Annotated in this window: 23 protein-coding genes; 8 read left to right on the plus strand and 15 right to left on the minus strand. The window is 64.6% G+C overall.

The genetic code is table 11. The features are described from left to right. Window positions 1–226 precede the first annotated feature (226 nt). The 5 genes from NKJ00_RS19720 to NKJ00_RS19740 all read right to left on the minus strand — a co-directional run bounded on the left by NKJ00_RS19720 (window position 227) and on the right by NKJ00_RS19740 (window position 5,213). The gene (locus NKJ00_RS19720) at window positions 227–1,276 is read right to left on the minus strand and encodes an ABC transporter permease (protein WP_127293063.1); all 1,050 of its coding nucleotides are present in this window, start codon (window positions 1,274–1,276) and stop codon (window positions 227–229) included. Further along, the gene (locus tag NKJ00_RS19725; protein ID WP_352611244.1) at window positions 1,273–2,070 is read right to left on the minus strand and encodes an ATP-binding cassette domain-containing protein; all 798 of its coding nucleotides are present in this window, start codon (window positions 2,068–2,070) and stop codon (window positions 1,273–1,275) included. The genes NKJ00_RS19720 and NKJ00_RS19725 overlap by 4 nt, the downstream gene beginning before the upstream one ends. An 89-nt stretch (window positions 2,071–2,159) precedes the next feature. Then, a complete protein-coding gene (locus tag NKJ00_RS19730; RefSeq protein WP_352611246.1) occupies window positions 2,160–3,173 on the minus strand; it encodes a substrate-binding domain-containing protein in 1,014 nt (337 codons plus the stop codon). Between the two features lie 103 nt (window positions 3,174–3,276). After that, on the minus strand, window positions 3,277–4,185 hold the full coding sequence (locus tag NKJ00_RS19735; protein WP_352630863.1) for a sugar phosphate isomerase/epimerase family protein: 909 nt from the start codon (window positions 4,183–4,185) through the stop codon (window positions 3,277–3,279). Then, window positions 4,182–5,213 carry a Gfo/Idh/MocA family protein gene (locus tag NKJ00_RS19740; RefSeq protein ID WP_352611250.1) on the minus strand — a complete coding sequence of 344 codons (1,032 nt, stop codon included), beginning with the start codon at window positions 5,211–5,213 and terminating at the stop codon, window positions 4,182–4,184. Before NKJ00_RS19740 ends, NKJ00_RS19735 begins: the two co-directional genes overlap by 4 nt. Before the next feature lie 197 nt (window positions 5,214–5,410). Between NKJ00_RS19740 and NKJ00_RS19745 the strand changes: the two genes are divergently transcribed. Next, the gene (locus NKJ00_RS19745; protein ID WP_128303515.1) at window positions 5,411–6,436 is read left to right on the plus strand and encodes a LacI family DNA-binding transcriptional regulator; all 1,026 of its coding nucleotides are present in this window, start codon (window positions 5,411–5,413) and stop codon (window positions 6,434–6,436) included. 141 nt (window positions 6,437–6,577) lie between these two features. On the opposite strand, the gene NKJ00_RS19750 is transcribed toward NKJ00_RS19745, so the two are convergent. Beyond that, on the minus strand, window positions 6,578–8,131 hold the full coding sequence (locus NKJ00_RS19750) for a trimethylamine methyltransferase family protein (RefSeq protein ID WP_352611252.1): 1,554 nt from the start codon (window positions 8,129–8,131) through the stop codon (window positions 6,578–6,580). A gap of 12 nt (window positions 8,132–8,143) precedes the next feature. After that, entirely contained in the window at window positions 8,144–9,952 is a 1,809-nt protein-coding gene (locus NKJ00_RS19755; RefSeq protein ID WP_352630866.1) for an FAD-dependent oxidoreductase, read from the minus strand. 218 nt (window positions 9,953–10,170) lie between these two features. Between NKJ00_RS19755 and NKJ00_RS19760 the strand changes: the two genes are divergently transcribed. Together NKJ00_RS19760 and NKJ00_RS19765 are read left to right on the plus strand one after the other, a co-directional pair. Further along, window positions 10,171–11,649: an esterase-like activity of phytase family protein gene (locus NKJ00_RS19760; protein WP_128303512.1), complete on the plus strand. Its 1,479-nt coding sequence runs from the start codon at window positions 10,171–10,173 to the stop codon at window positions 11,647–11,649. A gap of 170 nt (window positions 11,650–11,819) precedes the next feature. Next, window positions 11,820–13,292, plus strand: a complete 1,473-nt coding sequence (locus NKJ00_RS19765; RefSeq protein ID WP_128303511.1) for an MATE family efflux transporter — start codon at window positions 11,820–11,822, stop codon at window positions 13,290–13,292. A gap of 33 nt (window positions 13,293–13,325) precedes the next feature. Here the strand turns inward: NKJ00_RS19765 and NKJ00_RS19770 are convergent, their stop codons facing one another. Together NKJ00_RS19770 and NKJ00_RS19775 are read right to left on the minus strand one after the other, a co-directional pair. Further along, window positions 13,326–14,537 carry an MFS transporter gene (locus NKJ00_RS19770; protein ID WP_352630868.1) on the minus strand — a complete coding sequence of 404 codons (1,212 nt, stop codon included), beginning with the start codon at window positions 14,535–14,537 and terminating at the stop codon, window positions 13,326–13,328. A gap of 177 nt (window positions 14,538–14,714) precedes the next feature. After that, the gene (locus NKJ00_RS19775) at window positions 14,715–15,116 is read right to left on the minus strand and encodes an SH3 domain-containing protein (protein ID WP_023813119.1); all 402 of its coding nucleotides are present in this window, start codon (window positions 15,114–15,116) and stop codon (window positions 14,715–14,717) included. A gap of 240 nt (window positions 15,117–15,356) precedes the next feature. Between NKJ00_RS19775 and NKJ00_RS19780 the strand changes: the two genes are divergently transcribed. Further along, window positions 15,357–15,932 (plus strand): TMEM175 family protein, encoded by a 576-nt coding sequence (locus NKJ00_RS19780; RefSeq protein ID WP_128303509.1) that lies wholly within the window; start codon window positions 15,357–15,359, stop codon window positions 15,930–15,932. Between the two features lie 53 nt (window positions 15,933–15,985). Here NKJ00_RS19780 and NKJ00_RS19785 read toward each other — a convergent pair whose 3' ends face one another. Further along, the gene (locus NKJ00_RS19785; protein ID WP_023813121.1) at window positions 15,986–16,267 is read right to left on the minus strand and encodes a hypothetical protein; all 282 of its coding nucleotides are present in this window, start codon (window positions 16,265–16,267) and stop codon (window positions 15,986–15,988) included. 163 nt (window positions 16,268–16,430) lie between these two features. Here NKJ00_RS19785 and NKJ00_RS19790 point away from each other — a divergent pair, with 163 nt between their 5' ends. Beyond that, window positions 16,431–17,297, plus strand: coding sequence for an SDR family NAD(P)-dependent oxidoreductase (locus tag NKJ00_RS19790; protein WP_128303508.1), 867 nt, complete (start codon window positions 16,431–16,433; stop codon window positions 17,295–17,297). 2 nt (window positions 17,298–17,299) lie between these two features. On the opposite strand, the gene NKJ00_RS19795 is transcribed toward NKJ00_RS19790, so the two are convergent. From NKJ00_RS19795 to NKJ00_RS19805, 3 genes are all read right to left on the minus strand, one after another. Further along, window positions 17,300–17,725 (minus strand): low affinity iron permease family protein, encoded by a 426-nt coding sequence (locus NKJ00_RS19795; RefSeq protein ID WP_128303507.1) that lies wholly within the window; start codon window positions 17,723–17,725, stop codon window positions 17,300–17,302. Between the two features lie 303 nt (window positions 17,726–18,028). After that, on the minus strand, window positions 18,029–18,670 hold the full coding sequence (locus NKJ00_RS19800; RefSeq protein WP_128303506.1) for a DapH/DapD/GlmU-related protein: 642 nt from the start codon (window positions 18,668–18,670) through the stop codon (window positions 18,029–18,031). A 68-nt stretch (window positions 18,671–18,738) separates the two neighbouring features. Continuing rightward, the gene (locus NKJ00_RS19805; protein ID WP_245486122.1) at window positions 18,739–19,269 is read right to left on the minus strand and encodes a CreA family protein; all 531 of its coding nucleotides are present in this window, start codon (window positions 19,267–19,269) and stop codon (window positions 18,739–18,741) included. 189 nt (window positions 19,270–19,458) lie between these two features. Between NKJ00_RS19805 and NKJ00_RS19810 the strand changes: the two genes are divergently transcribed. From NKJ00_RS19810 to NKJ00_RS19820, 3 genes are all read left to right on the plus strand, one after another. Further along, a complete protein-coding gene (locus NKJ00_RS19810) occupies window positions 19,459–20,037 on the plus strand; it encodes an SCO family protein (protein ID WP_128303538.1) in 579 nt (192 codons plus the stop codon). A gap of 10 nt (window positions 20,038–20,047) precedes the next feature. Next, complete coding sequence (locus tag NKJ00_RS19815; RefSeq protein ID WP_352551809.1) at window positions 20,048–20,920, plus strand: 50S ribosomal protein L11 methyltransferase; 873 nt, start codon at window positions 20,048–20,050, stop codon at window positions 20,918–20,920. Window positions 20,921–21,059: 139 nt separating this feature from the next. Next, window positions 21,060–22,904, plus strand: a complete 1,845-nt coding sequence (locus tag NKJ00_RS19820) for an aminopeptidase P family protein (RefSeq protein ID WP_352630873.1) — start codon at window positions 21,060–21,062, stop codon at window positions 22,902–22,904. A 326-nt stretch (window positions 22,905–23,230) separates the two neighbouring features. Here NKJ00_RS19820 and NKJ00_RS19825 read toward each other — a convergent pair whose 3' ends face one another. Both NKJ00_RS19825 and NKJ00_RS19830 read right to left on the minus strand, forming a co-directional pair. Then, window positions 23,231–23,527 carry an AzlD family protein gene (locus NKJ00_RS19825; RefSeq protein ID WP_057142891.1) on the minus strand — a complete coding sequence of 99 codons (297 nt, stop codon included), beginning with the start codon at window positions 23,525–23,527 and terminating at the stop codon, window positions 23,231–23,233. Next, on the minus strand, window positions 23,524–24,252 hold the full coding sequence (locus NKJ00_RS19830; protein WP_128303502.1) for an AzlC family ABC transporter permease: 729 nt from the start codon (window positions 24,250–24,252) through the stop codon (window positions 23,524–23,526). The genes NKJ00_RS19825 and NKJ00_RS19830 overlap by 4 nt, the downstream gene beginning before the upstream one ends. Window positions 24,253–24,338 lie beyond the last annotated feature (86 nt).

A 24,338-nucleotide genomic window follows, 5' to 3' on the forward strand; every position in this document is an offset into this window, starting at 1 on the left:
GCGGAGCAGGAGCGTAGCGACGCGGCGCAGACCCGAGGATCCATGCCGGGACTCAAACGCGTCACCACGGTGCAGAATTCTGCTCCGCTGCATTCCTGGGCGAAGGTCGCGGCATGGATCCTCGGGTCTTCGCGACGGAGCTGCGCTCCTGCTTCGCCCGTGGATGACGAAGTGATTGATGTGTCCGCCAATCGTCAAGGCATGCGGTTCGCCAACGAAACAGCCCTCACCGATACCTTGCCTGGTTCCACTTATGCCCGAGCAGCGACAGGATGATGATCAGGCCGTTGAAGAACTGGACGTAGAAACCGCTGAGGCCCGCCGCGACGACGCCGGTCTGGATGAACGACACGGTGACGGCGCCGATGGCGCCGCCGACCACGGTGCCGATGCCGCCCCAGGTCGGCGTGCCGCCGACGAACACCGAGGCCAGCACCGGCAAGAGATAGCCATCGCCGGCGGTCGGCCACCAGGTGAAGTTGATCATCACCGAGAAGGTGCCGGCGAGCGCCGCACCGATGCCGACGAAGACGAACACTTTCACCCGCACGCGCTTGACGTCGATGCCCATTTGCTGGGCGCTGTCGGGATTGTCGCCCACCACCCTCACCTGCGCGCCGAAGCGATGCCTGTTATAGAGCATCGCCGACAGTACGACGAAGCCGATGGCCCAGAAGATCTGCACCGGAATGCCCAGGAGCTGGCTTGAGAAGATCGTGTAGGCCCAGCTGTCGCTGAGGCTGGTCAGCGCCATCGACTTGCCTTCGTTGATGATCTGGATCAGGCCGCGCAGCAGGAAATTCATGCCGAGCGTGGCGATCAGCGATGACAGTCCGCCATAGACGACCAGCGAGCCTACCAGGAAGCCGAGCAGCATGCCGGTGACGAGCGCCGCGGCGATGCCGAGAAACGGATCGTAGCCGGCCTGCACGACCAGCGCGAAGACCCATGAGGCAAAACCCATCGTCGCCGGAAACGACAGGTCGATCTCGCCGCAGGTGACGACGAACACCAGCGGCACCACCACGAACAGCGCCACCGGCAGCGTCGTCAGCACCGAGCGGTAGAGATACCAGGTGGTGAAGACGGTCGGGTTCGCGATCATGAACACCGCCATCATGACGATGAACACGGCGAGCGTGCCGAGCGCGGCACGGTTGTCGAGGATGAAGCCGCGCATCCAGTGATCGGATGGGTGTTTCCACTCTTTCTGGGCACTGGGGCGAGGAATGCCGGCGGACGGCTCGTGCAGATCGGGCTCCATGGTCTTGCTCATCGTGCTCTCTGCTCCGCGTCGCCGGCATCGTGCAGCCCGGCCAATCCGCCGGGATGCGCGACCTCTTCCATGAAGTTGATGAGATCTTCGGCCGACTTGACCTCGCTGCGGTCGGTCGTCAGTGCGACCTTGCCGCGGTCGAGCACGACGAAGCGGTCGGCGATGTCGAAGACATGATGGATGTTGTGGCCGATGAACAGGATCGAGCGGCCGCTCGCCCGCACCTGGCGCACGAAATGGAACACCTTGGCGGTTTCGGTCAGCGACAAGGCCGTCGTCGGTTCGTCGAGGACGATCAACTCCGCCTGCTTGTAGATGGCGCGGGCGATCGCCACGCCCTGGCGCTCGCCGCCGGACAGCTGGCCGACGATCGACTGCGGCGTGAACACTTTCGAGGTGAAGCCGATCTCGCGCATCAAACGGCTCGCCTCCTCGATCTCCTTGTTGACCCTGAGAAAGCCCATGAAGCCGGTCAGCTCGCGGCCCATGAAGATGTTGCGAACGATGGTCTGCTGCACGGCCAGCGCCCGGTCCTGGAACACCGTCTCGATGCCGGCCTCGCGGGAACGCGCGGCGCTCCATGCGGTGACCGGCTTGCCGCGCACGAGGATTTCGCCGCTGGTCGGCTTGACCACGCCGGACAGGATCTTGATCAGTGTCGACTTGCCGGCGCCATTGTCGCCGAGCAGGCCGACGACCTCGCCGCGGTCGACGCTGAGATTGACCCCGCCCAGTGCATAGACCTGGCCATAGGATTTGCTGATGTCGCGCAGTTCGATGAGGCGTTCTGCCATCGGATCCTCGCTTTGATTGTCTCGTGCCGGCTTCGTCGCCAGCGGTCCCGCCGGCCGGGGCCTGAGATCCCGGCCGGCGGCTTGGGAGGTCAGCGCAGCGCCTGCTTGGCGAGCTCAGCGACGATCTCGTAATTTTCGGGCGTGACGAAGCCGGCGCCGGTGTCGACATTCATCGGCGCCAGCCCCAGCACCACCTGCTGGCAGAGGCTGAGGATCGGCAGGTAGCCCTGCAGGAACGGCTGCTGGTCGGCGGTCAATTGCACCCAGCCGCCCTTGAAGCCCTCGACGATCTGCGGGCTGGTGTCGAAGCCGAAGTTGAAGATCTCGCCCGCCTTGCGTCCGGCCGCCTGCATGTAGGTCGAGACATTGCCGAGCATCTGCCCGCCGGGATAGCCGACCGCCTTGACGTCGGGATTGTTGAGCAGCGCCGCGGTGATCACCGGAATGGCCAGATTGGGATCGGACGCCCATTCGCCGCTCGGCGGTGAGGACAACTGGATGACCTCGACGCCGGCTTCCTTGAGCGCTGCCACCGTGCCGCGCTCGCGCGCGCCGCGACTTTCGTTTTCGAACGGGCCGATCATGATCGCCTTGTCACCGGCCTTCAGCTTGCCCAGCTTGAACGCCTCGGCGCCGAGCGCGCGGCCCTGCTGTTCCTGCTGGGCGCCGATATAGCCGCCGCCGAATGCCGCCATCACCTTCGGCACCGGCACGTTCTGATACATCATCTTGATGCCGTCCTTGTGCGCCTGTTCGGCGAGCGGCATGATCGACGCGTCGCCCGGATGGCCCATCATGGCGATGCCGTTGGGCTTGACCGCGACGGCCTCGCGCAGTTGCTGCACCATCTTTTCGATGTCCCACTGGGAGAAGATGTAGTCGACCTTCGGCCCGAGATCGGCCTCTGCCTGCTTGGCGCCATTGTAGACGATGGTGCCGAAAGCGTCGCCCTCGGCGCCGCCGACGAAGAAGCGGATGTGGACGTCCTTGCACCATTTGGCGTCGAGCGCCTGCGCAGGCAAGGTGGAGATCGCGGCGGCAAGCACCGTGGCGGCGGCCACGACGGTCGAGCGCAGAACTGTCCTTCTCATCGTCATGCTCATGCACTTATCCTCCCTTTTTGTCCTCGCAAGCGAGGGGTTTCGACATTCGCTTCGTCAATGTGCGTTGCAGACATCCCGGCCGGCTCCTCCCGCCGGCCGATCCTCACATCGGGTTCGGCAGGTAGCTGGCCCCTCCCCGGCATTGCTTGAGATATTCCAGCGCCCGCACCTGGCCGGTGATCTCGAGGTCGCCGCGATAGACCGGGTCGTGCCAGCCTTCGATGTCGATGGCGCCCTTGTAGCCGGCCAGTCGCAATTCGCTGATCACCCGCGTCCAGTCGCTGTCGCCGAAACCGGGCGTGCGCATCTGCACGAAGGGCAGTCGGCCGAACACGCCATGCTCGCGGATCACGTCCCAACGCACCGTCGCGTCCTTGCCGTGGACGTGGAAGATGCGCGGCGCCCATTTGCGGATCTGCGGCATCGGGTCGATCAGATAGACGAGCTGGTGGCAGGGCTCCCATTCCAGTCCGAGATTGTCGTCGGGCACTTCGTTGAACATCAGCTCCCAGGCGTCCGGATTGTGGGCAATGTTCCAGTCGCCGGCGGCCCAGTTGCCGTCCATGGCGCAGTTCTCGAACGCGATGCGCACGCCCTTGTCGGCGGCACGCCTGGCCAACGGTCCCCAGACCTCCTTGAAGCGCGGCAGGCTGTCCGTCAGCTTCTTGCCGCGCAGGCGGCCGGTGAAGCCGCTGACCATCGAGGTGCCGAACAGATGCGCATTGTCGATCACCGTCTCCCAGGCCTTGAGCACGCCGCGGTCGACCTCGCCGTCTTCCAGCGGATTGCCGAACACGCCCAGCGAGGACACGGTGACGTCGGCATCGCCGATCGCCTCGCGGATCTGGCCGGCGAGAAGCGGCAGGTCCTTGCCGCCAAGCGTCTGCCAGAAGAAGGGTTGGATGCTCTCGAAGCCGAGCGGCAGGATCTGTTTGACGTAAGCCGCCGGGTCGTCGAGATTGGCCCGCACCATGGTGCCGATCCGGATGTCGAGAAGCGGGTTCGGCGTCATTGTGCGTCCTCTGCGATCGCCACGCGGCGGCCGGTATCGGCGCTTTCGATGGCGCCAAAAACCATGGCCAGGCTCTTGATGTTGTCGGCGCCGCGCGTTTCCGGCTCGGTGCCGGTCTCGATGGCGTGCACGAAATCCTGGAGAATGCCGAGATGGCCGCCGACGCGATCGGACGCATCAAGCGGCGGCACCGTGATCGGCTGGGTTTTGTCGAACATTCCGTCGCGGCCCGGCATCACTGCTTCTGCCCTCAGCTCGTCATGACCGTCCCAGATGAGGCTGCCGCGCTCGGCGACGATGCGCCAGCTGCCTTCCCAGCTGGTGCGGAAGCCGGCGGCGCACCAGCTGCCGGCATAGGTGAAGACCTTGCCGCGGCCGAGATCGAAGACGGCGCTGGCCGACGATCCCTGCCGGTACCAGGAATTGGCCGGCTCCCATTCCTGGCAATGGACATTGGCCGGCTCGCCGGCGACCATGTAGCGGGCGGCGTCGAAGGTGTGGATCGCCATGTCGAGCAGCAGCACATGCGCCATCTCCTCGCGAAAGCCGCCGAAATGCGGCGCGACGAAGAAGTCGGCGTGGATGCTGGTCGGCGTACCAATGGCGCCGGAATCCAGGAATCTGCGGATGCGCCTGACATTGGCGACATAGCGGCGGTTCTGCACGACGGCGTGAATGCGCCCGGCGCGGCGCGCGGCCTCGACGATGGCGCGCGCATTTTCCGGACTGTCGGCGAGCGGCTTTTCCGTCAGCAGATGGCAATTGTGGGCAAAAGCGGAAAAAGCGACTTCGCGCCGGGCGGCTGGAACCACCACGTCGAACACCGCTTGCGGTTTGGTCTGGTCGAGCACGGCGTCGAGATTGCTGCCGATGACAGCATTGGTGAGGTCGTATTCGCGCGCCCTCGCCCGTGCCCTGTCGGCATCGAGATCCACGAGGCCGACAAGGGTGAGCCCGTGGATCTGCCTGATGGCATCGAGCCAGGCCTTGCTCATCGCTCCGCAGCCGACCAGGACGACATCGATCATCCAGCGCTCCTCCTCCGCTCGGTCCCTCCAGGCCGATCGTCACGGCATCTACGGCAGGACCGTAAACGTTTTTCCGTAAACGTTTACGAGAACACACCCGGAGGCGTAGAATGTCAATTGGCCCTTGGCGAAATTCGTCTTGCCGCCTTGGCCTGAGCGGCTACCGGTGCTAGCCAAGCAAGGGGGAGAACAGTCTCTTGGCGTCCAGCATTCACGACCTTGCCCGTCACTTGAACATATCGATCGGCACGGTGTCGCGAGCGCTGAACGGCCGCGCCGATGTAAATGCCGACACGCGCCAGCGCGTGCTCGAGGCGGCCAGGACGCTCAACTATTCGCCGAACCAGTCCGGCCGCAGCCTGAGGCAAGGCGCCACCCATTCGATCGCGTTCATGCTGCAGCCGCATCCCGGTGACCAGCAATATGGCGAGCCGTTCTTCATTCCATTCCTGATCGGGCTGCAGGCCAGGCTTGCCGAAAGCGGGCTCGACCTGACCGTGGTCATGGGGGCGCCGGGCGACTACCAGCAGGAGCGCCTGCGCCGTGTCGTCGAAACGCGCCGCGCCGACGCGGTGCTGCTGGCCTGGACGCGGCGCGAGGACGAGCGCATCGACTATCTCACGCAAGCCGGCTTTCCCTTCGCCACGCTCGGCCGCAGTCGCTCCGGGGCCAAGTCCTATCCTTCCCTCGACCTCGATTTCGAGAAGGCCGGCGCCGACGCCGTCGACCGCCTGGTGGCGCGCGGCCACCGCCGCATCGCCGCCGTCCGTCCGTCGCTCGACCTCAACTTCGGCTATTTGTTCCTGGCCGGCTACCGCAAGGCCCTGAAGCGGCACGGCATCGAGATCGACCCCGAGCTGATCGCCTCCGGCTTCATCAACGAGGCCGGCGGCTACGAGGTGACGCCTCAGGTGATGCGCTCCAAGGCCCCGCCGACCGCCATCATCTTCAACAATGATGCAATGGCGCTGGGCGGCTGCAAGGCGCTGGCCGAGATGGGCATCAGGCCGGGTCAAGACATGGCGGTGACCGTCATCGTCGACACGCCGCTCTGCCGCTATTTTTCCCCGGCGCTGACCGCCTTCCGCCCGGCGCTGGAGCCAATGGGACAACGCCTCGCCGAAATGCTGCTGGCGTCGCTTCCCGCCTTCGCCGGCCCGGAGGGGCCGCGGATCATCCGCGAGGTCTGGCCGCTGGAGCTGGTCGCACGCGACAGCGATTGATGGTGGCAGCAGGACCGCCGATGTCGTCCTCCCCTCAAACAGCACATCGGTGCCGCAGTGCACCGGCCGCAACCTTGAATGCGCGGGAGGCGCTGTAGGCTCCGGATCGCGCCACAACCAGGGCGATCAGCGAGAGCGGCCTTAAGACACCGGCGCCGCTCCGCCCTCTGCCGTGCGCCGCGCGATAAACTCATCCAGCACGCCGGCGGTGGCGGCAGCCGTTGCCGGCGGCGCGAAATCGGCAAGCACCCGCCTCCAGACACCGGTGGCGCGCTCGCTCGCCGTCTTCGAGCCGCTCTGCGTCCAGTTGCCGAAATTCGACCAGTCGGCCACCAGCGGTTCGTAGAAGGCGGTGCGGTAGCGCGCCATGGTGTGGCCGGCCGAGAAGAAGTGGCCGCCCGGCTGCACCTCGGCGATCGCCTCGAAGCCGATCGTATCGGTGTCGCCGGGCGTCGCGGCACAAAGTTCAGCCACCGTCTGCAGCGCCTCGATGTCGGTGATCAGCTTCTCGAAGGAGACACTGAGGCCGCCCTCCAGCCAGCCGGCGGCATGGATGCACATCGTCGCCCCAGCCAGCACCGAACCCCACAGCGCGAACTGCGTTTCGTGCGCGGCCTGCGCATCCGAGATGTTTGCGGCACTGCCGCCGCCGGACCGCCACGGCAGCCCGGTGAAGCGCGCCAGCTGACCGGCGCCCAGCGTCGCCTTGACATGCTCGGGCGTACCGAAGGCTGGCGCGCCGGATTTCATGTCGACATTGGAGGAGAACGAGCCATAGACGACCGGCGCACCCGGCCGCACGATCTGCGCCAGCGTCAGCCCGGCCAGCGCTTCGGCGTGCTGCAGCGTCAACGCGCCGGCCACCGTGATCGGCGCCATGGCGCCTGCCAGGCAGAACGGCGTGATGACGGAGATTTGGCCCGCGCGGGCGAAATCGATGATGCCTTGCGCCATCGGGATGTCGAGCTGGCGCGGCGAGTTGGTGTTGATGACGGTGTAGCAATATGCATTTGCCAGAAACTCGTCCTGCGACAGGCCGCGCGCCAGACGAAGCATCTCGAACCCGTCCTCGACTTGCGGCGTGCCGCGCGCGAAGACGAACGGGAGCTTGTCCGACAGCGTCAGCTGCGCGCGGTTGACGGCATAGTGCCGAAAGCGGTTGTCGACATCCTGCGGTTCGATGCAGGGCCCCAGCATATGCAGCACGTCGAAATGCTGCACCAGCCGCATGAGATCCTCGAAATCCGCCAGTGTTCCCGGCCGCCGGCCGCGCTCGAGATCGGTGACGTTCGGCGCCCCGCACCCGGCCAGGAAGGTCATCGAGCCGAGCTCCAGCATCAGATCGCGGGCGCGCGAACCGGCATGAGCGTGGATCGATCTCGGCGCCGAGGCGAGTGCCGCCGTCACCATGTCGCGCCCGATGCGCACCATGTCGGTGTCCGGATCGACCAGGGCGCCGGCGCTGGCGAAAAGCTCACGCGCCTGCGGCAGCAGCACCTTGATGCCGAGCTCTTCCAGCACCCGCAGCGCGGTGTCGTGAATCGCGGCCACCTGATCGTCCGAAAAGATCGGCTGCGGCAGGAACGGGTTCTTCAGCGAATGGTAATTCGGCCGGCGGCTGCTTTCGCTGCCGGCCTCGCCCGTGCGTCCACGCCGGCGTTCGCGCCTGCCATCCCGTGCCGCGTCATCGACCATCGGAAATCCTCCTCATTGCCGCATTGCCTTGCCCTCGGGATCGTAGGGCGAGGCCGCGATGACGCGTGCCGGCCGCTCGACGCCCACAATGTGCACCGAAAGCGCCGTCCCCTCCTCGGCAAAATCGTCGTCCACCAACGCCAGTGCGACGCTCTTGCCGATCGTGTAACCAAATCCGCCCGAGGTGACGAAACCGACGCGCCGACTGTCATGCCAGACTGGCTCGAAACCGCTGGCATCGGCATCAATAGCGTCGATCTCCAGCGTCACGATCCGTTGCGAGGCACCGGCGTCGCGCTCCTTCAACGCCGCTTCGCGACCGGTGAAGTCACCCTTGCCGAAAGCGATGAAGCGGTCGAGACCGGTCTGGCCTGGGGTATAGCCCTGCGTGAATTCCCGCGACCAGATGCCGAAGCTTTTTTCCAGTCGCAATGCGTTGAGCGCGTAATAGCCGATTTCGGCCAAGCCGAGATCCTCGCCAGCGCCCAGCAGCGTGTCGCGCAGAGTGGCATGCATGGTCACGGGGCAACTGATTTCGAAGCCGAGTTCGCCTGATATCGACAGCCGCGCAACACGTGCCTGCACCATGCCGATATCAAATGCGCCGCAGGCCATGAACGGCAGCGCTGCGCCGGAAACATCCTGATGCGTCGTTCGCTCCAGTATTTTGCGCGCGTTCGGCCCGGTCAGCAGAAAGCCGCTCATCGTGTCGGACAGGTCGGCGACGGTGACGCCTTCAGCCGCATGGCTCTCGAACCAGCGCATGTGGAATTCCCGGAGATAGTAGGAGCCCATCAGCCAATAGCTGCCGCCGCCCCAGTTGAAGACGGTGAGGTCGCCCTTCAGCCGTCCGTCAAGACCGAGCATTGGCGCCAGGCCGGCCCGTCCGGGTTTCGGCAGCTTGCAGGCGAGCAGCCGGTCGAGCCAGGCTTCCGCACCTGGCCCCGCCACCGCATAGCGCGAATAGGCCGAGATATCGACGAGACCGGCGGCGCGCCGCACCTGCAGCGCCTGCTCGTAAACGCCCAGCAGCACGCCCTTGCGCTCCTGCCGGAGATACGAAAAGCCATCGAGATCGACGGCGATGCCGATTTCCCTGTCCAGCGCCGCGATCTCGGGAATGTCCTCAGTGATGAAATAATGGTGCTCCATCGGCGTCACCGGCAGGTCGACGCCGGCCATGCGGCCGAGCTGCTTTGCCCACAGCCCGCCGGCATTGACGACATGCTCGGCGATGATGGTGCCCTGCTCCGTGATGACATCCCAGCGACCGTCGGCGCGCGGCTTCAACTCGACGACCCGGTTGCGCAGGATGATGTCGGCGCCGCGCTTCTTCGCAGCACCCGCATAGGCATGCGTCGTGCCGTACGGGTCGAGATGGCCTTCGTTGGAATCATGCAGCCCGCCAAGCACACCGGTGACGTCGACGATCGGGCAGATCGTCTTGATCTCATCGGGCGTTACCAACCTAGCGGTCTCGATGCCGACCGACTGGAACACCGCCCAGGCCGATTTCAGCCACTCCCAGCGCGCGGGATCGCTGGCGATGTTGACGCCGCCCTTCATGTGCAGGCCGATATCCCAGCCGGATTCGGCCTCGATCTCCCGGTAGAGATTGATGGTGTAGTCCTGCAGCGCCGCCACGTTGGGATCCGCGTTGAGCGAATGGAAGCCTGCCGCCGCGTGCCACGTCGAACCGGCCGTCAGTTCGGCGCGCTCGATCAGCGCCACATCCCTCCAGCCGAACCGCGTCAGGTGATAGAGCACCGAGGCTCCAACCACGCCACCTCCGATGACGACTGCGCGGTAGTGCGACTTCAAGGCTTCCCCTCCACGGTTAGTCCGAAGGCTGGAGCATATATTCACTGGACATAAGTGTCTAGTGCCGCGCGCGCGCATCGTTTTTCGTCGACCGCCGGCATGCACCGCGCGCTGTCACGTAAGCATCATGTTCGCGCCGTAGACCGCGTTTCGGGGAGGCCTGCGCGGCATCATCGATGTCGCGCCTCGCGGCACATCCGTCACAAAGAGGATTATCCATGAAACACCTGTACCGAACCGCGTCGCTCGGCGTCGCGCTGGCCTTGTTCACCGCCTTGACGCCGGCGCTCGCCGACAGCACCGCGACCGTCGGCGGCCTCGTCAACAAGGGGCTGGTCGGTGTCGGCCGCATCCCGGCCGCTCAGCGCGACAAGTTCGGCGAGACCTTCGGCTCGGGCTCCGGCATGGCGATCGACACATCAGGCTGGACGCACGGCGCCGATGGTTACAAGGGTTCGCTCTGGCTGCTGCCCGACCGCGGCTACAATGTCGTCGGCACCACCGACTACCGGCCGCGCCTCAACACCATCGGCATAGAATTCATGCCGACCGCATTGGGTGCCGCACCCGCTGCCGGCCAGGAGCAGACGGGCGTCAAGGCGACGCTCGCCGACACCATGCTGCTCACCGACGACAAGGGCGCTGATGCCACCGGCCTCGACCCGCTCAACGGCGTGCGCGCGGCAAGCGGCGACATGCCGATCCTGCCGCAAGCCGACAATGGCAAGCTGGCGCTCGACAACGAGGCGATCGTGCGGCTGCCCGACGGTTCGATGTTCATCTCCGACGAATACGGCCCGAACATCTATCGGTTTTCCGCCGACGGGCATCTGCTGTCGGCAACCCAGCCACCGGCCGCCCTCGTGCCGATGCGCCACGGCACGCCGAACTTCGCCTCGGACAATCCGGGACCCGGTGCCGCCGAGCCCGATCCGAAGGATCCCGAAACCGGCCGCCAGAACAACCAAGGCCTCGAAGGCATGGCAATGACGCCAGACGGCAAGTTCCTGATCGCCGTGCTGCAGTCGGCGCCCCGGCAGGACGGCGGCGATTCGCCCGCCACGCGCCAGAACACCCGCGCCCTGGTCTACGACGCATCCGACCTCGGCCATCTCAAGCTGGCGCATGAGTATGTCGTGCCGCTGCCGGTGTTCAAGGATGCCAAGGGCAAGACCAAGGTCGCCGCGCAGAGCGAGATCGTGGCACTGTCGGATCAGACCTTCCTGATGCTGGCGCGCGACAGCGGCAACGGCCAGGGGCTGAAGGGCCACACCTCGCTCTATCGCCAGGTCAACGTCGTCGACCTATCCACCGCGACCGACATCGCCGGCGGCGCCTTCGACGCCGCTGACAAGCCGGTCGCCCCCAAGGGCGTCGTCGACCCATCGGTGACACCGGCCAAGCTGACGCCATTCATCGACATCAACGACAGTGCCGAGCTCGGCCGCTTCGGCCTGCACAATGGCGCGCCCAACGACCAGGATAACCTGTCCGAGAAGTGGGAGGCGATGTCAGTGGTCAGCGTTCTGGATCCGAAGCTGCCCGACGACTACTTCCTGTTCGTCGCCAACGACAACGACTTCCTCGCCCAGGACGGTTTTCAGGTCGGCGCGCCCTACAAGGCCGAAGACGGCGCCAATGTCGACACCATGTTCCTGGTCTATCAGGTCACGCTGCCGGGTCTGGCCAAGAAGTAACCACCACTGCCCGGGCGGGCGCGCTTGGCGCGTCCGCTGGGGCTCGCGGCTGGGCATGAACGGGGCAGCGGCCTTTCAACCGTGCGGCGCGTTCGCAAGGGTGCATCTCGGTCCCGCCTGCGATATCATCGTGGACTGGATCCAAATCACCATCCGCCGAGCTGCCCGCCATGGACGAAAAAATGCCCGCGCGCCGGGGCACCGGCGACCTGACCAGCGGCCCGATCCCGCGCACGCTTCTGCTGTTCGCCCTGCCGGTGCTCGGCTCCAACGTGCTGCAGTCGCTCAACGGTTCGATCAACGCCGTCTGGGTCGGCCGTTTCCTCGGCGAATCGGCGCTGACCGCCACCTCCAACGCCAACCTCGTCCTGTTCCTGATCCTCGGCACTGTGTTCGGCATCGGCATGGCGGCCACCATCCTGGTGGCCCAGTCGGTCGGTGCCCGCGACCTGCCCGAGGCGCGCCGCATCGTCGGCACCAGCGCGACGTTCTTCTTCCTCGTCTCGGTTGTCTTCGCGGTCTGCGGCTGGATCTGGGTCGACGCCATTCTCAACACGCTCGGCACACCGGCCGATGCCTTGCCGCTGGCGCGCTCCTATCTGCGCATCATCTTCGTCGCCGTGCCGATGATGAACCTTCTGTCCTTCGTCATGACCGTGCTGCGCGGTGCCGGCGATTCACGCACGCCCTTCTTCTTCATGGCGCTGGCCGTCGTCCTCGACATCGTGCTCAACCCATTGCTCATCGCCGGCATCGGGCCGTTTCCCGAACTCGGTATCGCCGGCTCCGCCACGTCGACGCTGATCGGCCAGACGGTAAGCGTGATCGCCATCCTGATCGTGCTCTATGTGCGCAAGCATCCGCTGCGGCTGGCCGGCGCCAACCTCGCTCTGCTGCGGCCCGATCCCACCTTGCTGCGCATCGTCGTCTTCAAGGGCGTGCCGATGGGTCTGCAGATGATCGTCATCTCCGCGGCTGCATTGACAGTGATGGGCATGGTCAACTCCAACGGCTCGCAGGTCGCGGCCGCTTACGGCATCGCCGCCCAACTGTGGACCTACATCCAGATGCCGGCGCTCGCCATCGGCGCCGCGGTGTCCTCGATGGCGGCACAAAATGTCGGCGCCGGGCGCTGGGACCGGATCGGCCGCATCGCCGCCTCCGGCGTCGGCTTCAACCTGGTCCTGACCGGCGCGCTGGTTGCCGTGCTGTCGGTTTTCGACCGTTCGGTGCTGAGCCTGTTCCTGAGCAGCGATAGTGCTGCGATCGACATCGCCGTCCACATCAACAATGTCGCCTCGTGGTCGTTCATCCTGTTCGGCATAACCATCGTGCTGTTTGCCACCGTACGAGCCACGGGTGCCGTGATGCCGCCGCTGATCATCCTGGTCATTTCGGTGCTGATCGTGCGCACCGGCTTTGCCTATTTCATGCGTGGCGTGATCGGCGAGGAAGCGCTGTGGTGGAGTTTCCCGGTGGGTTCGATCAGCTCGCTTGTACTGGCCGCTGCCTACTACCGTTTCGGCCGCTGGCGCACCACGCACATGATCGAGAACAGGCCGGCCGCCGGCGAGCCGCCGGACACCGGTCTTGGCGTGCCGCGCGGACGCGCGCATCTTTCGCCTGAAACACCGAACGGCTGAAGCCAACCCGGTTCCGCTGGACAGCTCCAGGGCTCAACGCCCGTGTTGTTTCAGCTCAAAAGCCGGTGCCACCAACGCAAACGCCACGATCACGCCGGCGAATGCCAGGCTGGCAGTGATAGGACTGGCATAGGTCGAAACGATGCCGATGCCGATGACGGGCAAGGCGTTGCCGACAAAGCAGCAGATGAAGAAGCTGGACACCACTTCGGCGCGACGAGCCTTTGGCGCGATCTCGTTCACCACTTGCAGCCCGCCACGGTAACCAAGCGCCGCCGCAACGCCGCAACAGGCCGTCGCAGCAACCATCAGTGCCATCGAGGCCAGTGTCTGCGCCGCCACCACCAACGAGACGCTTGGGATCATCAATGCCAGCGCAGCCAGCATCGCTTTGTTGCTCTTCATGTGCATCAGAACGACAATGCTGATCGCGGTGACGATCGCCAGTTCGAAGAACAGCGCGCCGGCGACGGCGTGGTTGGTCACATGCAGCTGCTGCGCCAGGATGCTCGGCGCCAACGCGGCGTAGAACCCGACCAGCGCCATCGCGCCGAAGCCGGTCACCGCCGGCGCGACGAAGCGCGCACGGATTTCCTCCGGGACGGAAAGTTGCGGCCGCAAGGAAAGCCGCCGCAGGCCGCCCGGCTTCGCCACCGTTTCGCGAGTGCGCCAGACCAGGATCGTTACCACCAAAAGTGCTGCCAGATAGACGATGAAGATCAGCCGCAACGGCCATGGCTCATATTCAGCCAGAAGTCCCGAAATCAGTGCGCCGAAGCCGAGGCCGAGGAAATTGGTGCTGGTGGCGATCACACTGGCGCGCGACTTGTCCGCGCCGGGAAGAAGCTCGGCAATCCACGCAGTTCCGGTCCCCGCGCCGACGCCGATGCCAAGCCCGCTCAGGAAGCGGGCGACGTCGAGCGAGACGACGTTTCCGGCAAACAGGAAGACAAGCGCACTGACGATGGCGACAAGCATCGCCGCCAGGCTCGCGGGCCGGCGCCCGACGACATCGGACACCCCGCCGAACATCACCAATGCCGCCAGATTGCCGACGACATACACGGCGTAGATCAGCGTCAGGGTGATTTGTGAAAAGCCGAATTGCTGCTTGTACACGATATAGAGCGGCGTCAGCACCGTGCTGCCGGCAAACAGCACCGCAATCATCGCGGCGACGGTGGGGATTGCAAGAGCGTCGCCACCTGCTCCTTCGTGCGTATGCGCAAAATTGCGAATGGCCATGGCCAACCTCGTCACCAATTTCGGGGATCGAGGATTTAACGCGGTTTCATCCACGACGTTCCAGCCGACAGGGAGGCTCCTGACAGCACCGTGGACCTTGCTTGAGCGGGATATCTGCCGGCTGAACAGGCTCGGATCGCGGCTCCGATCCGTCATCTATCGCTCAACCGGTCGGCCTCACCTGCAGGGGAAGCCGGGCGCGATCTTGCACTTGCCGGGGCGCGGCTTGTGCGGCGGGCGATGGTGCGGAGGACGGTGCGGCCTGTGCTGCCAGTGCGGCCGATGCGGCGGGCGCACGATGATGATCGGCGGGCGAACGATCTGGGAGCGTTCGAGATAACCGGCGCTGGCCCAGCCGCTCACGCCGCCGCCGTGGATTCTACACCAGCCCGGCTGGCAGCCGGTGACATTGACCCTGAAGCCGGCGGGCAGCGTTCCCACCCTGGCGTATCCCGCTCCCGGCCCGCTGCGGACGTTGAGGTTGGTCGAGGTGTGGGCGCTGTAGGCGAAGGCCGCGGCCGACGTCCCGAAGACCGCGGCCAGGATGGTCGCGACCACAAGCAGAAAACGAAATCTCATCAGTCCCCTCCATTAGAATCCCGGCCGTACATCTGCTTCGGCCAAGACTGCCCTGCAAGAGGAGCGGCCAAGCCAAGAAAAGTCAACGGTGGGCGGCCGTAATCGTCCTGACCAGCGGGACTGATGCCGGATTTTCCTTGGACATGGTTGAGGAATTTCCCGGTTGCCATTTATTGGCTCCCCAACATCCGCTAGCGTTTACTCTCTTTCGACAATTCATCGCGGGCAAAGGTGGGATCCATGGGCAAAGGCAGGGTCGAGGCATTCACCGACGGCGTCGTGGCTATCATCATCACCATCATGGTGCTTGAGTTGAAAGTGCCGCATGGCGAGGATTTCTCCGTCCTGGTGCCGTTGTGGCCGATCTTCTTCTGCTACGTGCTGTCCTTCATCAATGTCGGCATCTACTGGAACAATTTGCACAACATGTTCCACGCCGTGCAGCGGGTCGACGGGCGCGTGCTGTGGGCCAACCTCAATCTGCTGTTCTGGCTGTCGCTGATGCCGGTGACCACAGCCTTCATGGGCGAGAACCACTTTGCGCCGGTGCCGGTCGCCGTCTATGGCACCGACCTCGCGCTATGCGCCATCGCCTACACCATACTCGCCGCCGCGCTGCATCGGCTGCACGGCAATGATACCGCCTTTGCCAAGGCGCTGGGTACTGACCGCAAGGGGAAGCTCTCGCTGACTGTCTACATCGCAGCCGTCGTGCTGACCTTCGTCAGCCAGTGGATCGGCGTCGCACTCTATGTGCTGGTCGCGATGATATGGCTCGTACCGGATACGCGCTTTGCGCGGGTGATTGAAAAGTAGCTGTCTTCACGCATTTTCAAGGCAAAGCGTTGCACGTCTTTCCCAGAGTTGCGCTACTTGCGCATCGCTTTCAGTTTTTCCGCCACCGATGCGGCAAGGTCGGCATAGCGCTCCTCCAGCCGTTCCGCGGCCTTGATGATCGAGAAATCATGGCCGAACTTTTCCAGCGCCATGCGCAGCTTCTCGACGAACTCGGCTTGTTTCTCCAGGGCGGAAAAGAGCGTCTTCACCTGCGTTTCGCTGATGTCGGGGTTGGCCAGCATCTGCGGCACCTCGCGGCCCATCTGGTCGCCAATGGCGGTCTGTTCTTTCAGGATTGCAACCCAGTCCGTCAATCAGGAAATCTCCGTTTGTCCCCAGGGCAAAATCTCTTTTGCGGAGGCAAAGGGCAACATGCGCAGCCTCGACCGAACTGGTCAACCCGACAAGGCGAGCAGAGGCTTGCACCGATCGGTTCCGGCGCTAAGTTCGGCGCATCGAACAAGGAACCCATCGCCCATGATCACCGACGCCGAGATCCAGACCGCCCTGCCCGCGCTTGCCCCAGGCAATGCCGCCGTGATCACCGGCGCCGCCAGCGGCATCGGTCTGGCGGCCGCCAAGCGGCTTGCACTGATGGGCATGAAGATCGTGCTGGCCGACATTGGCGGCGCGCGGCTTGACGACGCCTCGCGCGCCGTTTCTGCGATTGCCGGCGACGATGCCGTGCTTGCCGTCGCCGCCGACGTTTCGAAGGCGGATGAGGTGGACCGCCTCGCCGAGAGGGCGTTCGGCGCCTTCGACGGCGTGTCGCTGCTGATGAACAATGCCGGCGTCGGCGACAATCCCGGAAAGCCATGGGAAAACCGCGATGCCTGGAAACGGCTGTTGGACATCAATTTCTGGGGCGTCGTGCATGGCGTGGAGGCCTTCGCGCCGCGCATGCTGGCCTCGGCCGGGCCGGGTCTGATCGTCAACACCGGCTCCAAGCAAGGCATCACCACGCCGCCCGGCAATCTTGCCTACAATGTCTCCAAGGCAGGGGTGAAAACCTTCACCGAGGGCCTGGCGCATGCGTTACGCAACGAACCCGGCGCCCATGTCGCTGCCCATCTGCTGATCCCCGGCTTCACCTTTACCGGCCTGACCGAGGGCGCGACGGAAAAACCGGCCGGCGCCTGGACCGGCGAACAGGTTGTGGATTTCATGCTGGAATCCCTGACCAGAGGCGATTTCTACATCCTGTGCCCGGACAATGAGGCGGCCCGCCCGCTGGATGAAAAGCGCATGGCCTGGGCGATCGGCGACATCATCGAGAACCGCCCAGCCCTGTCCCGCTGGCATCCGGACCACAAGGACAGTTTCGCGGCGTTCATGAAGGACTGATCTTAGGCCGCCTGCTTTTTCGACCCGCGCTTCCTCGTCACAACCTTCTTCGCTGCCATGTCGGCGATCTGTTCGTCATGCCGCTTTGCCGCACGCTCGCATTTGGCGCGGATTTCCTCGACTTCGGATTCGGTCAGATGCTCGATGCCTATGAAGTGGTTGTGGCCCTTGCCGACCCGGATCAGTTCGTCGAGCTTGGCCTGGATCGCCGCGCCGTCGCGGTTCTGAGTGTTCTGGATCAGGAAGACCATCAGGAAGGTGATGATGGTCGTGCCCGTGTTGATGACGAGCTGCCAGGTGTCCGAAAAGCCGAAGAACGGACCGCTCACCGCCCAGACGATGACGATCAGGCAACAGAGGGCGAATGTCGGCGGCAGGCCGGCTATGCGGGCGACCCAGTTGGCGACCTTGGTGAAATGCTTTTCCATCTATCGAAATCCTCAACGCTGCGGCGCGATGAGAACAATCAGCGACCGTTTCAGGTTCCCGATGCAAGCAAATACCTCAGGTACAATTGCCTACACGCATAGGGAGAATAGCCTGGAAAACACGCCTTATGGGTTCAATGTCACAATGACCCTGCAGGCGAGAGTGCCTGTTCCTTCCGCTTCACAGCGGTTTAACTCCAGCCCCTTCCGCTGCGCCACCCCCGCATGGCGGAAGGGGTTTCAGTCCGGCGGGCCTTGAAGCGCGTCGCCCGACTCCGTCTCAACGCTACGCACTTGAACTGGTCAGACGGCGTCGTTTTCCCAGCGATCGAGGAACGCTTCGATCGGCATGGCCTGCATGTCGGGAACCGCTCTGGCCAGCTTTTCGACCGGCCAGTCCCACCAGGCGAGAGCTTCGATCCGCGCCGCGATATCCGGAGCGAAGCGTGGCCGGAGAGCCTTCGCCGGCACGCCGGCGACGATCGCATAGGACGGCACGTCACGCGTCACCACGGCGTTGGCGCCGATGACGGCACCGTTGCCGACGGCGACCCCGGGCATGATCACCGCGCCGTGGCCGATCCAGACATCATGGCCGATGGTCACCGCTTTCGCTTGCCGCCGCTCGCGGAAGGCGGCATCGACGCCCAGCCAACGAAAATACTCGTTCGGCCGGTAGCTGAGCTTGTGCTGGGTCAGCCGCTCTATCGGATGCTCCAGCGCATTGATGCGGCTGTTGGCGGCGATCGAGCAGAATTTGCCGATCGTCGTGTAGATCGCTTCCGAATGGCGTTCAAAATAAGAGAAGTCGCCGACATTCACCTCGCGCAGCACCACTCGCTCGCCGATCGAGGCATAGCGGCCGAGCTTGCACGCCTTCAGCTCCGCGGTCGGATGGATGCGTGGCTCGGGGTCTTTCGGGACGAGGTTTTCGGAACGGTCCATGCCGGCGGCTTTACCCCCGAGCGATTGGTCCCGCAAGCGGGACCAATCGTCCGAAGGTCGGCAGCCTGTTACGGCTTGCCTTTGCTCCACACCACGTTCTGACCGTAGAGCGGCACGGTGGTGACCGACATTTTGGCCGAGCCGTTCTGCACCTGGCGCGAATGCGAGAGATAGATCAGCGTCTCGTTGGCCTTGTCGTAGATGCGGTTCACCACCTGCTTCTTCCAGATCAGGCTGATGCCTTGCTTGAACACTTCCTCGCCGCCCTCACTCATGTCGATGTCACCGATGGTGATCGGACCGGTCTGGCGGCAGGAGATCGAGGAATCGGACGGATCCTCGAACCAGTTGCCCTTGTGCAGGCGATCGATGATGCCGCGATCGAAATAGGAGACGTGGCAGGTCACGCCTTCCACTTTCGGATCCTTGATCGCTTCGACGATGATGTCATTGCCGAGCCAGTCGACGCCGACCTTGCCGACTTCCTCGGCGACCACGGCACCGGCGCCAAGGACAACGCAGGCGGCCAAGGCGCCGCCGATCAGTTTCCGCCCAATCAGTCCGTGCCCAAGCAGCCGTCGCCCAACCAGTCGTCGCAAACTAGCCTCCTGCGGTTCGAGTTGCCGGTCACAGGTGGGGCGAGCAGCCCGGCTTTGCAAGCAGATAGGTCGACACCGCCGCGGTTGCGGCAACGCGGCACTTTGCCTGTGCGAGGCCGAACCGCTAAGACTGTCGCACAGGCGCGGCATTGAGCCGGCGCGGCGATTTCTGCAGACGGACTTTTGATGATGATGCGTTCTATCCTGGTCGGCATTCTCGTCCTGATGGCGGCCGGCATCGGCTGGCTGACCTTCGACTGGTACCGCGGCCACTATGGCGGCGAACCGTTCGGGGCCGCCTTCACCCTGGTCGACCAGAAAGGCACGCCGATCACCGAAGCCGCCTTCAGGGGGCAGCCCAGCGTCGTCTTCTTCGGCTTCACCCATTGCCCCGAGGTCTGCCCGACCACGCTGTTCGAACTGGCCGGCTGGCTGAAGACGCTCGGCGACGACGGCAAGAACCTGCACGCCTATTTCGTCTCGGTCGATCCCGAGCGCGACACGCCGGAAGTGATGAACGCCTATGTCAGCAATTTCTCCGACCGTATCGTCGGCATCACGGGCGCTCCGGACAAGGTCCATGCCATGGCCAAGTCGTTCGGCATCTACTGGAAGAAGGTCGACACCGGCGACGGCGACTACACGATGGACCACACCGCCTCGGTGCTGCTGCTCAACGCCAATGGCGACTTTGCCGGCACCATCGCCTACGGCGAAAGCGCCGATACGGCCATCGCCAAGCTGAAGCGGCTGGCGGCGAAAGGCTGATTACCTTTTCATGACCCAGACGCGCCTTTACTTCACCACCGGAAAGATCGAGTCCGTCAGCATTTTCGCGGCGCTTGAGGCAGCCTTCGAGGAAGAGGGGCTGCCGATCGCCGTCCTGGAGGTCGACGAGGACAAGGACATCCACGAAGTGTCGCTCTATGCCGATGGCGACGTCGATGCGGTCGAGACCCGCTTGAACGAGATCCTTGCCGGCCTTTCCCTATCGAAGCCGATCAAGCGCGAGGCCCTGCCCGACATCGACTGGGTGGCGCATTCGCTGGAAGAGCTGAAGCCGGTGCGTGCCGGCCGTTTCTTCGTCCACGGCGCGCATGACCGCCGCAAGCGCCACAGCGGTGAACTGGCCATCGAGATCGAGGCCGGCCTCGCCTTCGGCACCGGTCACCACGGCACCACAGCCGGCTGCCTGGAAATGCTGGAGAAAGTGGTGCGGCGCGAGCATCCGCGCAATGCGCTCGACCTCGGCACCGGCAGCGCGGTGCTGGCGATCGCCGTCGCCAAGCTGGCGCATATTCCTGTGCTGGCCACCGACATCGATCCGGTGGCGGTGCGGGTGGCTGCCGCCAATGCGCGGCTCAACCACGTCAAGGCACTGGTGGAAACAGCAACAGCACCAGGCTTTCACCATCCGATCTTCGGCAAGCGCGCGCCCTTCGATCTGATCGTCGCCAACATATTGGCGCGGCCGCTGATGCGGCTGGCGCCGCAAATGGCCGATCACATCGCACTTGGCGGCTCGATCGTGCTGTCGGGTATCCTCGAGCGCCAGCGGGACGCCGTCATCTCGGCCTATGTCGGCCAGAATTTTCGCCACGTCAGAACCTTGCACCGCGAGGGCTGGGTGACGATCCACCTCAAGCATTGAGCCCGGGCACCGACCGAGCTTGGACCAAGTTCCGCCGATTGTCAGCCAAGCGATGCTGTAGCAGGTTGCGCGCAGCCGGAAATCGATTCCGATTTCCGCGACCGTACGCTACGGTTGCGCTGACCGCAGGAGGCCCACAATGTTCCAGACCTTCGATTCCGCCGGCGACCCGGCCGTCGGCAAACCGCGTGTGGCGTTGCTGCGCCAATGGCTTGAAGCCAACGGGCTGGACGGCTTCATCGTGCCGCGTGCCGACGAGCATCAGGGCGAATATGTCGCCGACCGCTCGGCGCGGCTGAAATGGCTGACCGGCTTCAGCGGCTCGGCCGGTGTCGCCATCGTCCTGCGCGACCGCGCCTTCGTCTTTGTCGACGGGCGCTACACGCTGCAGGTGCGCAGCGAGGTCGATCTCGACGTCTTTTCGATCGAAAGCCTGGTCGACAATCCCCCGGCCGTCTGGCTGAAAGACAATCTTGGCAAGGGCGCACGGCTCGGCTTTGATCCATGGCTGCACACGATCAGCGAGGTCAAGGCGCTGCAGGCTTCGGCCGACAGATCGGGCGCTGTGCTGGTGCCGCTCGACAAGAACCCGATCGACATTATCTGGAAGGATCAGCCCGAGGCGCCGGTGGCTCCCGTCGAGCTTCACCCGATCGGCTTTGCCGGCGAGCTTGCCAAGGACAAGCTGGCGCGGCTGGCGGCGGCGATCGCCAAGGATGGTGCCACCCATGCGGTGCTGACCGACCCCTCCTCCATCGCCTGGGCCTTCAACATCCGTGGCGGCGACGTGCCGCACACGCCGCTGGCGCTCGGCTTCGCCATCCTCGCCGCCGATGGGTCGCACCAGCTTTTCATGGATAAGCGCAAGTTCTCGCGCCAGGTCGCGGCCTACCTCACCCAGCTCGCCGAGCCGCATGAGCCCGGCGAATTCGAAGCGGCGATTGCGGCACTTGCCAAGAGTGGCGCGAAAATCGCGCTCGATCCGGTGCTGGCGGCCGACAGGCTGCGCATGCTGGTCGAGGCCAATGGCGGCACCGTGATCGCCGCAGCCGACCCCGCCCGCATCCCGCGCGCCACCAAGAACCAGGCCGAAATCAACGGCTCGCGCGCCGCGCATCGGCGTGACGGTGCCGCCGTGGCGAAGCTTCTGTGCTGGCTGGAGCGGCAAAAACCCGGATCGCTCGACGAGATATCGGTGGTCACCCGGCTGGAGGAACAGCGCCGGCAGACCGGCGAAGAGACCCAGATGCCGTTGCGCGATGTCTCCTTCGACACCATTTCGGGCGCCGGCCCGAACGGTGCCATCATGCATTACCGCGTGTCGCGCGCCACCAGCCGCAAGCTGCAGGCCGGCGAGCTGTTCCTGCTCGATTCCGGTGCGCAGTATCAGGACGGCACCACCGACATCACGCGCACCGTGCCGATCGGCCAGCCGACGCAGGAGATGCGCGAACGCTTCACCCTGGTGCTGAAAGGCATGATCGGCATTTCCACCTTGCGCTTTCCCGCCGGCACGCGCGGCTCCGAGATCGATGCCGTCGCGCGCATGGCGCTGTGGAAGCACGGTTGCGACTTCGCCCACGGCACCGGCCATGGCGTCGGCTCGTATCTGGCCGTGCATGAAGGGCCGCAGCGTATCGCCCGCACCGGCACCGAAAAGCTGCTCGAAGGCATGATGCTGTCCAACGAGCCGGGCTACTACAAGGAAGGCGCCTACGGCATCCGCATCGAGAACCTGATCCTGGTGACGCCGGCGCAAGAGATCGAGGGCGGCGATATCGCCATGCACGGCTTCGAGACGCTGACGCTGGCGCCGATCGACACAAGACTGGTGCAGTCGGACCTCCTGACGCGCGACGAGTTGCACTGGCTGGACACGTACCATGCGCGCGTGCTGACCGAGATCGGCCCGATGCTCGACGGCGAAACGCTGGCCTGGCTGGAGAAGGCGACAGCGCCGCTGCCGCACGACGCGAAGATTTGAGGTGAGCTTCTTTCTCCCGTTTACGGCAGGACTATCGCGTATGGATTCTTGAGATGGCTGCCCGGCACGGACCCCCACCCCTAACCCCTCCCCACAAGGGGGAGGGAGACTTCCGTTGGCGCTGACCCAGGAGAATCGCCTGTCTTTTCGGCGCCAAGAAGAATTAAAGGCACGCGGCAGCGTTCCCTCCCCCTTGTGGGGAGGGTTAGGGTGGGGGTTCTTCTTCGCAAGAATCCATACGTGACAGCCCGGCCGTTTACGGGGAGAAGTGCCCGGCAGGGCAATAAAGGCGGCGCTAACGTCCAAACCGATTCGCGCTTAGAATTTTACCCCACGAACTGCCGCGCCAAAATCAGCACTGCCGCACCCGCCAGAAACATCGCCATCAACCCACCGCGCAGCGAGACGACCGCGGTGACCACCAGAGCCGCCCATTCCGCCGGCCCGGCATTCAACAGTTCCGGCGCCACCAGCGTCGTCAGCACCGCGGCCGGCACGGCATTGAGGCCGGCCTCAACGCGCGGGTGGATGGTGTCGAAGCGGGAGATGACCAGATGCCCACCGATGCGCGTCAGATAGGTCGCGATTGCGCCGGCGATGATGATCCAGAAGGTCGTGCTCATGGCCGTGCCTTTACGCCGCTGTGATGGGGAGGCAGGATGACCGCCAGCAGCACACCGGCAACAGCGCCAATCGAGACATGCCAAGGCGAGCCGACCGTCTTGTAGGCGATGATCGAGGCGGCGGCGCTGGCGACGACCACCGGCAGCCACAGCGGCCGCTTGCGAAAGCCCAGCACGAGACCGAGGAAATAGATCGGCAGCAGGAAATCGATGCCGAGCGCATGCGTGTCGGGGATCAGCTTGCCGAACAGTGCGCCAAGCGCGCTTTCGACGATCCAGAACAGATAGACCGGCAAGCCAAGCCCCAGATACCAGGCAAAGCCGACCGTCTGGCCCGATTGCGCCCGCGCTTCGGCTACCGCGAATTGCGGATCGGTGAGGATGAAATAACCAAGTGCCTGCTGGGTGACAGGCCAGTGCGCGATGCGCCGGCCGATGCCTGCGGAATAGAGCACGTGGCGGAAATTGACGGCGAAGATCGACAGCACGATCAGCCACGGCGCCACATGCTGGCCGAACAGCTGGATGCCGACCATCTGGCTGGCGCCGCCATAGACCAGCGCGCTCATCAGGAAGGCTTCCAGGACCGAGAAACCATTGTCGACGGCGAGCGCACCGAACAGCACCGCAAACGGCGCCGACGCCACCACGACAGGCATCGACAGCCGCACGCCCTGCCAGAAATCGCTTCTTTCGCTGCTCTCCGAAATTGCGTCCGTCGCCATCAACCACTCCTGATACATGTCGCCCAAAAGTGCGTAGCAGGGATAACGACATGCACAACAACAAGGGAAGCGCGGTATGTAGGTGG

This window comes from Mesorhizobium sp. M0227 (assembly GCF_040321855.1).
Classification (GTDB): Bacteria; Pseudomonadota; Alphaproteobacteria; order Rhizobiales; family Rhizobiaceae; genus Mesorhizobium.

Coding starts and splice junctions, on each gene's coding strand:
- NKJ00_RS19720 (WP_127293063.1), bottom strand. CDS start 1,276: ATGAGCAAGACCATGGAGCCCGATCTGCACGAGCCGTCCGCCGGCATT.
- NKJ00_RS19725 (WP_352611244.1), bottom strand. CDS start 2,070: ATGGCAGAACGCCTCATCGAACTGCGCGACATCAGCAAATCCTATGGC.
- NKJ00_RS19730 (WP_352611246.1), bottom strand. CDS start 3,173: ATGAGCATGACGATGAGAAGGACAGTTCTGCGCTCGACCGTCGTGGCC.
- NKJ00_RS19735 (WP_352630863.1), bottom strand. CDS start 4,185: ATGACGCCGAACCCGCTTCTCGACATCCGGATCGGCACCATGGTGCGG.
- NKJ00_RS19740 (WP_352611250.1), bottom strand. CDS start 5,213: ATGATCGATGTCGTCCTGGTCGGCTGCGGAGCGATGAGCAAGGCCTGG.
- NKJ00_RS19750 (WP_352611252.1), bottom strand. CDS start 8,131: ATGGTCGATGACGCGGCACGGGATGGCAGGCGCGAACGCCGGCGTGGA.
- NKJ00_RS19760 (WP_128303512.1), top strand. CDS start 10,171: ATGAAACACCTGTACCGAACCGCGTCGCTCGGCGTCGCGCTGGCCTTG.
- NKJ00_RS19765 (WP_128303511.1), top strand. CDS start 11,820: ATGGACGAAAAAATGCCCGCGCGCCGGGGCACCGGCGACCTGACCAGC.
- NKJ00_RS19770 (WP_352630868.1), bottom strand. CDS start 14,537: ATGGCCATTCGCAATTTTGCGCATACGCACGAAGGAGCAGGTGGCGAC.
- NKJ00_RS19775 (WP_023813119.1), bottom strand. CDS start 15,116: ATGAGATTTCGTTTTCTGCTTGTGGTCGCGACCATCCTGGCCGCGGTC.
- NKJ00_RS19780 (WP_128303509.1), top strand. CDS start 15,357: ATGGGCAAAGGCAGGGTCGAGGCATTCACCGACGGCGTCGTGGCTATC.
- NKJ00_RS19790 (WP_128303508.1), top strand. CDS start 16,431: ATGATCACCGACGCCGAGATCCAGACCGCCCTGCCCGCGCTTGCCCCA.
- NKJ00_RS19795 (WP_128303507.1), bottom strand. CDS start 17,725: ATGGAAAAGCATTTCACCAAGGTCGCCAACTGGGTCGCCCGCATAGCC.
- NKJ00_RS19800 (WP_128303506.1), bottom strand. CDS start 18,670: ATGGACCGTTCCGAAAACCTCGTCCCGAAAGACCCCGAGCCACGCATC.
- NKJ00_RS19810 (WP_128303538.1), top strand. CDS start 19,459: ATGATGCGTTCTATCCTGGTCGGCATTCTCGTCCTGATGGCGGCCGGC.
- NKJ00_RS19815 (WP_352551809.1), top strand. CDS start 20,048: ATGACCCAGACGCGCCTTTACTTCACCACCGGAAAGATCGAGTCCGTC.
- NKJ00_RS19820 (WP_352630873.1), top strand. CDS start 21,060: ATGTTCCAGACCTTCGATTCCGCCGGCGACCCGGCCGTCGGCAAACCG.
- NKJ00_RS19825 (WP_057142891.1), bottom strand. CDS start 23,527: ATGAGCACGACCTTCTGGATCATCATCGCCGGCGCAATCGCGACCTAT.
- NKJ00_RS19830 (WP_128303502.1), bottom strand. CDS start 24,252: ATGGCGACGGACGCAATTTCGGAGAGCAGCGAAAGAAGCGATTTCTGG.